This window comes from Oleiphilus sp. HI0061 (assembly GCF_001635675.1).
The window spans coordinates 1-9,730 of the sequence record NZ_LWFE01000580.1 but is presented as its reverse complement, the minus strand read 5'-3'; the positions used below and the strand labels follow the sequence as shown (position 1 = coordinate 9,730).

Here is a 9,730-nt window from a genome sequence, read left to right as displayed (position 1 = left end):
GTGCCGTGAGGATAGTATAATAACTTATCTACATAAGTTTCGATCCCATATTAGAGATGATATTGGTGCTGTTCAAGCGTTTGGTATCAACCCATTTACATATCATTATGAAAAACGGGAAAGAATGTTCGGTAAGTCTTCGGTAAAAGGGTTATAAAGGTTTACGACTACTCACATCGCTGAGTCATTTTATGGGAATAGATAACTTAATATTCAAGAACCGACCTTGCTTCTTATCACAAACGATGAGTAAGTAGGCATTAATCTCTAGCTGAGCTAGAAGAAAAGTTCATTGCCTTTGTTCGGATAGCGGACCTTTGAGACTGGTTTGAACCGACTCTTTCAGTTCAGTGATTCCATAAACACTTATCAAGAGAGTTCGGCTAAAACCAACGAAATGAGTTTCATCGGTTAGAAGAAAAAAGCAGATCTTTTTCTTGTGTAACAACTATAGCAGTTACCTTCACAAAGCGGTCTTTTGGCGGGTTTTGCTTTTTGGCAGCTGTGATGAGACAGCCGACATTTTCGAACTATCACATTGTCCGCTTTTCTGTCATTACCGCGCAGGCGGTAATCTATTTTTTAAGTGACGTTGATTGTGCCATTAGCTGCCGTTGAAGCTTGGTTTAGATTTGGCCTAAATATAACATTTACGAACGCTCATGGAATGCTGGCTTTGAGCACAAAGCGCTAGTTTATTAGCTCCAAGATATTTTCGACTGACAACATACCAGGATTACAAGTACGTATGCAAAATTACCGTTTTAATCACTTATTTAGATAAGGGTAATGCAGCCAGTTTTAAAATTGAGCCAATGCTTACACTCGACCTAAAACGCTCTTTTCTCATTGAAACTGTTGTAAAAGGTTATCCCTTTGAATACTCTCACCAAAGATATTTTTTAGCTGTAAAAAACAAACCAACATATTGATTGGAAACCTCAAAGACAATTGGTAAATCATAGCTACAAGATACATTTCAACATTCGCTTTATGTGCAAAGTACGGGTATTTATGCGAGAACCAATTTCAGTCAGTGTATTTCTTTATCGAGAAACTAGAAACCAAAGACAGTATCTGTTGTTAAAGCGGGTACCTCGCCCAGACTTAGCTCTTTCTGGTTTTTGGCAAAGTGTTACTGGGGGGAAAGAGCTAGGCGAGAGCCTTCAAAAAGCTGCGATCCGAGAAGTTTTCGAAGAGTCAGGTATATGCATCTCAAATATTGGTAAGTCAATCTACCAGTATGAATACGCTATTAAACCAGAGTGGCAATCAAAGTACGCAAGAGAGCACAATACTATTCAAGAATTCGTTTTCTCTGCGCCTGTAAGTACCGACCCAATATTATCCAGCGAACATTGTGAGTTTGGCTGGTTCAGTTTTGAGAGAGCTAAAGCAATGTTAGAATTTCAACTTAGCATCAAAGCATTAGCGGTTATTGAGGCTTCGTTAGCTACATAATATACTTAAAAACCCCTTTCCTACCGCACAAAAAAGCAGCGCTGTAGTCACAAAGAGATCAACTCTGTTTATACAATTTTACAACCGAAGGAAGTTTCGTGAAATTATCGCTAATGGCAGCAATATCAAAGAATGGAGTCATAGGGAACGGCCCAGATATACCGTGGAGCGCAAAAGGAGAGCAGTTACTATTTAAGGCAGTCACCTATAATCAGTGGCTTTTAGTCGGACGAAAAACCTTCACGTCTATGGGAGCTTTGCCTAATCGTAGATATGCTGTCGTAACCCGTTCAAGCTTCACATCAGATGATAAGAATGTCTTAGTATTTTCAACGATCGAAGATGCTCTAATCCATTTAGAGAAAATAACAGATCATGCAATTGTATGTGGTGGCGGCGAAATATATAACAGCTTAATCGGCAAAGTTGATACCTTACATATTTCAACTATCGACATTGAGCCCGAGGGGAATATCTATTTCCCGAAAATCCCTAGTAGTTTTAAGCTAGTTTTCACTCAAGACTTCGTGTCCAACATAAATTATAGTTACCAAATATGGCAAAATGATTAAGAGGCCTTGATGCGCCTCCAGTCTTATAGAATAAACTGTTGGGTACGCCTAGATGACAAAGTACGAATTATACCTTTGCGATACAAGTGGAGAGCACACACCTGTTGCAATGTTTATATCCAATACACCTTTTCTACCAGTTTCGGTCGGAGAAAGGTTTGATGACCACGGTTGGGATAGGCTCGATGGTGTTGGACGGATCGCATCCGAACAATCTCCTAAGAGGTATATTGTGCACTCAATTAAGCATACGATACTCACTAAGCAAGATATCTTGACGGTCCAGTATTGGCTAAACTTAGAGCCATATGACGGACCAAGGTCGGCAGCATGGGGTGATTGTTAGTGGCGCCCACCAAGGATCCGCCCCTCTGAGTAAACGCTAATTTCGAACAGACGTTCGTTATCGACGAACTAATTCTATAAGATGTTGCAGTTCGAACTTCACCTACGAAAATATAAAAGTGATCTTAAACAATTAGATCACCCTTGAGTAAGGTGACAAAGCTAATTATGTTTCATTTTATCTAGCCTAACTTTTTCCCCAGAAGTTCTCAAAAACCAGCTCATTCAAGTCGAATTTTTCTGACCATTTTTCCATCACGAGCATCGGTTTCTCATAGAACCCATCAACATGACCAATACACAGAATCGCAACGGGATGGCTTCCTTGAGGCATTTCAAGAAGCTGTTTAAGGTCCTCCGGTTCAAACAAAGATACCCATCCCATGCCTACACCTTCGGCGCGAGCGGCTAGCCACATATTTTGAATGGCGCAGGATAAGGATGCCAGATCCATTTCTGGCAAGGTCCGTCTTCCAAATATATGTTCATCGCGTTTGTCAGGCAACGCAGCTACAATTACTTCTGAACATTGAAGTATGCCCTCTACCTTCAGTTTGAGAAAATCTTGCTCACGCTCTCCTAGGGCTTGCGCAGTAAATTTTCGCTCTTTATCCACGAGTAAATGAATTGAGTGCTTAATATCGTAATTCTTGATTCGGATAAAACGCCAAGGCTGCATTAATCCAACACTAGGCGCCAAGTGAGCTGCCGCAAGAATTCTACCGAGCGTAGTTTCTTCTAGCGGCTGACCATTAAAATGGCGCATATCCCTGCGCTCAGCCATAACGCGGTATATTGCCTTTTTATCGGCTTCAGGATAACTGAACGACTTACTCATGACTTAGAGCCCATCTCATCATCCTTACGGCTATTGGCGATGCGCAAGCGGCGTTTTATCACTGGCGCTAGCTATTTTCTCTTTTTCTTCATCGAGTATTTCTTGAGGAAATTGTCTCATGAAACAATTACAAATCCCGTCACCTATCATGGTTCGTGGCCCCATTGGGTGTCCGATATGTTTGTAAACGCCATGGGAATGCCCATGACTATGTGAGTGGCCATGAGAGTGGCCATGAGAGTGTGAGTGGTCATGAGAATGACCGTGTGAATGTTCATGACTAGGTGAGTCATCGTGCGAATGACTGCTTTCAGACACGCTGCCATTTGGATTATTCGGGTCAAATTCAGCATGATGGTGATGCACGTCAACCTCTCCTGCCGCCAGCCTCCGCTTGAACGATGACATTAAGTTTTCTGGCAGTAACTGATTCGTCATAATTTCACGCACACGAACTTCAAATGCATCGATAACTTTTTCATGATCATTAAGATAAGGCGTCTTAATGAACTCGCTATCAGGAAACTGTCCGGCGACATGGTCTACATATCCGTAAATACGTTTAATTAACCTGCCTGTGAACAGAAAATACGGTGCCACCACTATTTTTTTAAAACCGAGTTTTACCAATCGCTCCAAGCCTTCTCCAACCGATGGGTAGGTTACCCCTGAGTAAACCGTATCAGCCCAGCCAAAACCCATATTCTCATTGACGATTCGAGTCAGTTTAGCCACTTCCGCGTTTGCCATGGTATCTGACGTTCCGCGCCCTACAACCACTAGCATAGTGTCATAAAGTTGATCTGGAGGGTTGTTGGAGTCTAGCCCGAGTGACTCATATATTCTTGCTTGAAACGCCTCGATCATCGCTTCGTGCAAGCCGAGTTCATTGCCGTAAGCGACTTTCACGTTCCCCTTTTTCTCTTCGAATGTCGTCAATACAGATGGAATGTCGTTCTTTGCGTGAGTTGCGGCAAACAACATTCCTGGAACCGCGTAGATCTCTTCGACACCTTGATCAATTAACGAGTTTAGACCCATATGAATGTTGGGTGCGGAGAACTCCAAAAAGCCATATTCGACAGGCATATCTGGAAATCGTTTTTTTAGTCCTGCTGCGACACGCCCAAATTCACGCTCTGCGCCTTTGTCTCGACTGCCATGGCCACAGACCATAATGCCACGTTTTACTTCCACTGATTGATCAGCCATATTGCCTCTCCATTTGTATGTCGTTTGCGGTGCCAGCAAAATATTTTTTTAATGCGTGCATGCTTTGTTTAATTTTATGATTTAGTTCCGTCACTTGTTGGACGTTTTGTATATCGACAAAGCCTATCCTAATTAAAGAATGCCCTTTACCGATTTTGATTAATCGAAGTAAAACACCGTGCTGTGCAAACACTTCGAATAGTCGTTTTGCTTTTTCATCTTCGAGGGTATAGGTCGAAAACAACAATTGGTGGGCTTCTGATACATCGCCCCCTTGTTCTCGCAATTGAATAAATAAACCTTGCCACAGCTTTTGGTTATCTCGAGACAAGTCGAGGTATCGCTGGCGCGCGTCAGCTTGCCATTGCGCATCAAGAAACGCTCGAGTCGCTATTTCTTGGGCAGGCCCATTGACATCCCAAACACCAATGAAAGCCTTCATCTCATGCAAAAGCGTTTGGCCCGCAAAAACAAAACCGAGCCTCAAGCCTGGTAAGCCAAAGAATTTACCGAATGATCTTAATACCACCATATTCGCTGCAAAATTAGCACCCAAAACACTTTGCTCAGGACAGAGGTCTGCAAACGCTTCATCCACGATTAACGCAGCGCCCTCAGTAAGTTGTGATGACCAATACTTCAATGTTTCGGGTGAGAAAGTGATGCATGTGGGGTTGTTTGGATTTATCACCAGCAAATGAAATGCGTCGCCAGATGCAAGCCGTTTTTCTATGACTTTTTTTGCGTCATCAACGTTGTTCGATGGATAATAAACCAACTCCGCCCCATGCTGACGCCAGGCCTCGGCGTGCTCTTGATAACCGATATCAGGCAAGACAATCGGAAAATTCTTCAGGCACTTTGGCAGCGAAGCAATAGTTTGTTGTGAGCCATTTGTCGCAAAGAAATCATGCTGCCCGTAATAGCCTCGAACGGCGCTGCGAAAATTATCCTTCTGATATGGCATTCGAGTTAAGTACTCTGTAGATATATCCACGTCTGGGTAATGCATAGGGCTAATGCCCGTCGAGAGGTCAATCCACTTTTCTATAGGGACACCATAGCATTTTGATGCCGTTTCGAGATCTCCCCCATGAAGAATTCGGTCGTCAACTCTACTCATCATGCCTGCTCCTGCTTTTCATCCAAAGCCAAGAGCACATCCTGTAATTTTTCCGGATACTGGCCAGGAGCACCCCAAAGCCCACGTTGCGTCGCTTCTAATAAGCGTTCTGCCATTTCTTCAAGCACAGAGGGGTTGTTCTCCAAGAGAAAATTGAGGTTATCCGAGTCGAGTATCAAGGTATCAGTCACGGCCTCGTATTGATAATCATCAATCAGATTGGTGGTGGCATCATAGGCGAACATATAATCAATGCTCGCCCCCATCTCAAAGGCACCTTTGTAACCATGCTCTCGCATCGCATGAATCCATTTAGGGTTTAACACTCGCGAACGGACAACCCGGTTCAGCTCCTCTTTCAAGGTTCTAATCTTAGGAGATGACGGGTTGGAATGGTCATTGTGATACACCGTTGGTGCATCCCCCGAGAACACTTCAACCGCGTTGCTCATGCCCCCTTGGAACTGGTAATAATCATCAGAGTCCAAGATGTCGTGCTCTCTATTATCCTGGTTTTGCGAAACCACCTCTAATTGCGACAATCGAAAACGGAAAGCTTCCTTGGCATCGACACCGTCTCCCGCCTCGTTACCGTAGGCATAGCCACCCCAATTCAGATAGGCATCGGCTAGATCACTCTTTTGCTCCCAACAACGCTCGTCTATCAAGCCCTGTAGACCCGCACCATAAGCGCCGGGCTTACTACCAAACACACGATAACTCGCCTGCCTTCTAGCCAAATCGGCATTTAACCCCGTCAGTGTTAGTTCATCGATACGCTCTAACACATGCTGTTGAATGATGTTCTCGTTTCCAGGTTCTTCGATATCGACAATCGTTTGCACGGCCGCATCAAATAATTTCATGACGTTAGGAAATGCATCTCTGAAAAAGCCCGAGACCCGCAAGGTCACATCGACACGAGGTCGTTGCAGCAATTGGGTGCTCAGCACTTTAAAATCAACAACACGGTTAGATCCCGGCGCCCAAATAGGTTCGACGCCCATCAGAGCAAAAGCCTGAGCGATATCATCGCCACCGGTTCGCATGGTTGCCGTACCCCAAACTGACAAACCTAGCTGTTTGGGATAATCACCATGCGCTTGAAGATGACGTTCGATCAAAGCTTGGGCCGAACGCTTTCCTATTTCCCACGCCGCCGGGGACGGTATGGCACGATTATCAACGGAAAAGAAATTACGCCCTGTCGGCAAGGTATCCAATCTTCCTCGCGTTGGTGCGCCACTCGGGCCAGGGTCAATGCGCTTACCTCTTAAGCCCTTGATGATTGAGCCCAACTCCAGTTCTGCACTTTTTCTCAACGCAGCTAAGAGCACGTCTTTTGTATAATTGAGCTGCGCTAGTGTAGAAGGTAATTGCGCAAGCAACGGAATTGATTCGTCAGACAAGACATAGGTTTCTACTAGCTTTTTGGCAAGCAGTTCTAGTCGCTCACGTGTATCCGCTTCGGTACGCCAAAGTCCTTCATCTAGTTCGGCTAAGCATTCAGGTCTCGTGCCCTCCCAAGCTTCCGCACCTGCAGACAGTGGATCAAATAGATCATCGTCACCTTTAATATCTAAATCCAGAACCAGGTTATGAAGAATTCCCTGACTGTGTTTCTCACCACCACGAGGCAAGCGCAGTAAGGCCACTATCGTATCCGAAAGCTTCTCCTTGTTTGGCAGCACCCCTAGTATATGCAGACCATGTCGTATCTGCGCTTCCTTGATGTCACATAAATACGCATCGAGCCGATTTAGTACAGCGTCTTCATCTGACGTATCTTCAGTGCCAAGTTCGTCTAGCACATTGCTATCTTTTACCTGATCCAAAATCGCTTTTCGGAGATAGACTTCGCGCTTGTCGTCCATTCCCATTGCCTGGTAATACTCATCGACTAGCGACTCTAACTCGGCTAGTGGTCCATAGGTTTCAGCCCTTGTCATGGGTGGCATTAGATGATCGATAATGGCCGCTTGGGTTCGCCTCTTTGCTTGAGCACCCTCACCTGGGTCATTCACAATAAACGGATAAAAATGCGGCATAGGGCCAAGCGCAATATCAGGCCAACATTCTGATGATAAGGCCGAGCCTTTTCCGGGTAACCATTCCAGATTGCCATGTTTACCAACATGAATCACCGCTTCCACCTTATAGACATGTCTCAGCCAAAAATAGAAAGCTAAGTAGTTGTGCGGTGGGATCAAATCCGGGTCATGGTAGTTTGCGACCAGATCAATATTGAATCCTCGTGCAGGTTGAATACCAACAAAGATCTCGCCCAAACGAATACCCGATATCATCAGTCGCCCTTGCCGAAACTTGTTGTCGTCCTCTGGCTGTCCCCACTGATCTATTACTGCTTTCTGTGACGATTCGGGTAACGCAGAAAACAGCTTCTTATAGGTCTCGACACAAAGACTTTGCCAACATGGCAAATGGTGCAAGGTATTTGGATTATTGGTGACAGAAGTTAGCAATGCTTCGATCAATGCATTTCCCGATTCGGGAATATCGCTAACGGGGTAACCAGCATCGGCCAAGGCACTCAGAATTTGGCAGGCTGAATTGGGTGTGTCTAACCCAACGCCATTCCCTATCCGGCCATCCTTCGTCGGATAATTCGCGAGTATCATCCCGATGCGTTTTTCTGAATTTGGCTTCACCGCAAGTCGGCAATATCGCCATGCTAATTCCGCTACGAAATGTGCCCGTTCAGCATTTAATTCATATTGAACGATACTCGACTGGGCATGCTCGTCGTAGAAACTCTCGCTCTTAAAACTAAGTGCACGGGTTGCAATCCTACCATCCATTTCAGGAAGCACGACTTGCATCGCTAAATCTCGGCTTCTCAAGCCTTGGCTATGCGCTAACCAGTCTTCTTCTGTACTACCTGACAATACCAACTGCAAAACAACAAGGTCTTTCTCAAAGGGCGATTGGAAAGTACTTGGCTCAGAACTAAGATCGGGGCTCGCCACGGTATTGGTTGCAAACCCAGTCGCATTCAGTACCAACTGTACATTTGCCTGGTCGATTAATGCGTTAACCAAGGAGAGTGATGACGGGTCTTTTAGCGAACTAATCGCAACGGGTAACACAGAAAGCTGATGCTGTTCCAAGACACTAATTAGCGCATCGAACATCGTGGTATTAGCGCTTTGCAAATGACTTCGATAAAACAACAGCATTACGGTTGGATTATCTTGGCCAGCCTTATTGCTTACCTTGTCTTGCCAAGCTAATAAGGTCCCCTGCTCTACACCCGGCTCGTAAATCATACATTTGGGTAAGGGCCTCGGCTCTTGCCATGACAACGTTAGATCAGCTAATAATCTGACATAACGCGCAATAATAAAGTGATAAAGATGTCGGGCATTCTCGACGCCGCCTTCACGCAAGTAACGCCAAACACGGTGCGCATCCTGAGGCACTACCGAACTAGCATCAGATAAGTCCGGATCAGGATTATCATCCCCAGGAACCACAATTAAGGTTCTAGGAGCGTCCGGTGTTTGTGCGTTCTGCCAGTCAACCAAGCGCTCCAAACCATAGGCCCAATAACTCGCGCCACCCAATAAGGATACGACAACGACTTGGGCCGACTCCAAGACCTTATGCTCATACAAGTCATACGCAGCAGGCTTTAACAATTGCATCCAGTTCGCCAAACGCACTTGCGGAAAGTTCACATCGTGTTGGTGATCTTCGTGCATATTTTGTAGCGCATACGACAGTGCAGACAAACTACTGTCTGCCGATGTCAGTATAACTACCTCTGCGGGGCTTTGATCGAGATCGATAATACCTTCATCATCGACAAAACCACCCGGTTTAGCTGCTAGCAAATGCATAAAAAAATCACCAAATTCTGCCTTTCAATATCGCTTGTCTAATGGGTGCGTTTAAACCTGTTTGCCTAAACCCGTCCACCTAAACCAGGGCGTTTTCTAATACGCTTTGGATGACCGCTTTCTCGATGCCTTTTCCGATAAAAACGAGCGATGTTTTTCTTGGCTCGCCTGCTTGCCATGGGCGGTCAAAATAACTGTCTAGACGCTTACCCACAGCCTGCAATACTTGTCTCATTGGCTTACCTGGCAAAGCTGCAAAACCTTTTACTCTGAAGATATTGAAGTCACTAACAACGTTTTGTATCGCTGCTTGAATTTT

At 45.0% G+C, this 9,730-nt stretch carries 8 protein-coding genes; 3 read left to right on the top strand and 5 right to left on the bottom strand.

Features of this window, described 5'->3' with window-relative positions; translation table 11 throughout:
- The first annotated feature begins 1,014 nt into the window (after nt 1–1,014).
- The 3 genes from A3735_RS07630 to A3735_RS07620 all read left to right on the top strand — a co-directional run bounded on the left by A3735_RS07630 (nt 1,015) and on the right by A3735_RS07620 (nt 2,379).
- A complete protein-coding gene (locus A3735_RS07630; protein ID WP_068515042.1) occupies nt 1,015–1,461 on the top strand; it encodes an NUDIX pyrophosphatase in 447 nt (148 codons plus the stop codon).
- A gap of 98 nt (nt 1,462–1,559) precedes the next feature.
- Nucleotides 1,560–2,033 (top strand): trimethoprim-resistant dihydrofolate reductase DfrA, encoded by a 474-nt coding sequence (dfrA, locus tag A3735_RS07625; protein ID WP_068507422.1) that lies wholly within the window; start codon nt 1,560–1,562, stop codon nt 2,031–2,033.
- A 52-nt stretch (nt 2,034–2,085) separates the two neighbouring features.
- On the top strand, nt 2,086–2,379 hold the full coding sequence (locus A3735_RS07620) for a hypothetical protein (protein ID WP_068515045.1): 294 nt from the start codon (nt 2,086–2,088) through the stop codon (nt 2,377–2,379).
- A gap of 186 nt (nt 2,380–2,565) precedes the next feature.
- On the opposite strand, the gene bluB is transcribed toward A3735_RS07620, so the two are convergent.
- The 5 genes from bluB to A3735_RS07595 form a co-directional block, all read right to left on the bottom strand.
- Nucleotides 2,566–3,216: a 5,6-dimethylbenzimidazole synthase gene (bluB, locus tag A3735_RS07615; RefSeq protein ID WP_068515048.1), complete on the bottom strand. Its 651-nt coding sequence runs from the start codon at nt 3,214–3,216 to the stop codon at nt 2,566–2,568.
- 30 nt (nt 3,217–3,246) lie between these two features.
- Nucleotides 3,247–4,428 carry a sirohydrochlorin chelatase gene (locus tag A3735_RS07610; RefSeq protein ID WP_068515050.1) on the bottom strand — a complete coding sequence of 394 codons (1,182 nt, stop codon included), beginning with the start codon at nt 4,426–4,428 and terminating at the stop codon, nt 3,247–3,249.
- Nucleotides 4,421–5,554, bottom strand: coding sequence for an aminotransferase class I/II-fold pyridoxal phosphate-dependent enzyme (locus A3735_RS07605; RefSeq protein WP_068515053.1), 1,134 nt, complete (start codon nt 5,552–5,554; stop codon nt 4,421–4,423). Before A3735_RS07605 ends, A3735_RS07610 begins: the two co-directional genes overlap by 8 nt.
- Nucleotides 5,551–9,411, bottom strand: coding sequence for a cobaltochelatase subunit CobN (gene cobN, locus A3735_RS07600; RefSeq protein ID WP_068515056.1), 3,861 nt, complete (start codon nt 9,409–9,411; stop codon nt 5,551–5,553). Before cobN ends, A3735_RS07605 begins: the two co-directional genes overlap by 4 nt.
- 79 nt (nt 9,412–9,490) lie before the next feature.
- Nucleotides 9,491–9,730 (bottom strand): GTP-binding protein (locus tag A3735_RS07595; RefSeq protein ID WP_197485741.1); only part of this gene is annotated, 240 nt, incomplete at its 5' end.

Bases quoted from the DNA above. Each gene is read 5' to 3' on its own strand.
- A3735_RS07630 (WP_068515042.1), top strand. From the start codon at position 1,015: ATGCGAGAACCAATTTCAGTCAGTGTATTTCTTTATCGAGAAACTAGA.
- A3735_RS07620 (WP_068515045.1), top strand. From the start codon at position 2,086: ATGACAAAGTACGAATTATACCTTTGCGATACAAGTGGAGAGCACACA.
- bluB (WP_068515048.1), bottom strand. From the start codon at position 3,216: ATGAGTAAGTCGTTCAGTTATCCTGAAGCCGATAAAAAGGCAATATAC.
- A3735_RS07610 (WP_068515050.1), bottom strand. From the start codon at position 4,428: ATGGCTGATCAATCAGTGGAAGTAAAACGTGGCATTATGGTCTGTGGC.
- A3735_RS07605 (WP_068515053.1), bottom strand. From the start codon at position 5,554: ATGATGAGTAGAGTTGACGACCGAATTCTTCATGGGGGAGATCTCGAA.
- cobN (WP_068515056.1), bottom strand. From the start codon at position 9,411: ATGCATTTGCTAGCAGCTAAACCGGGTGGTTTTGTCGATGATGAAGGT.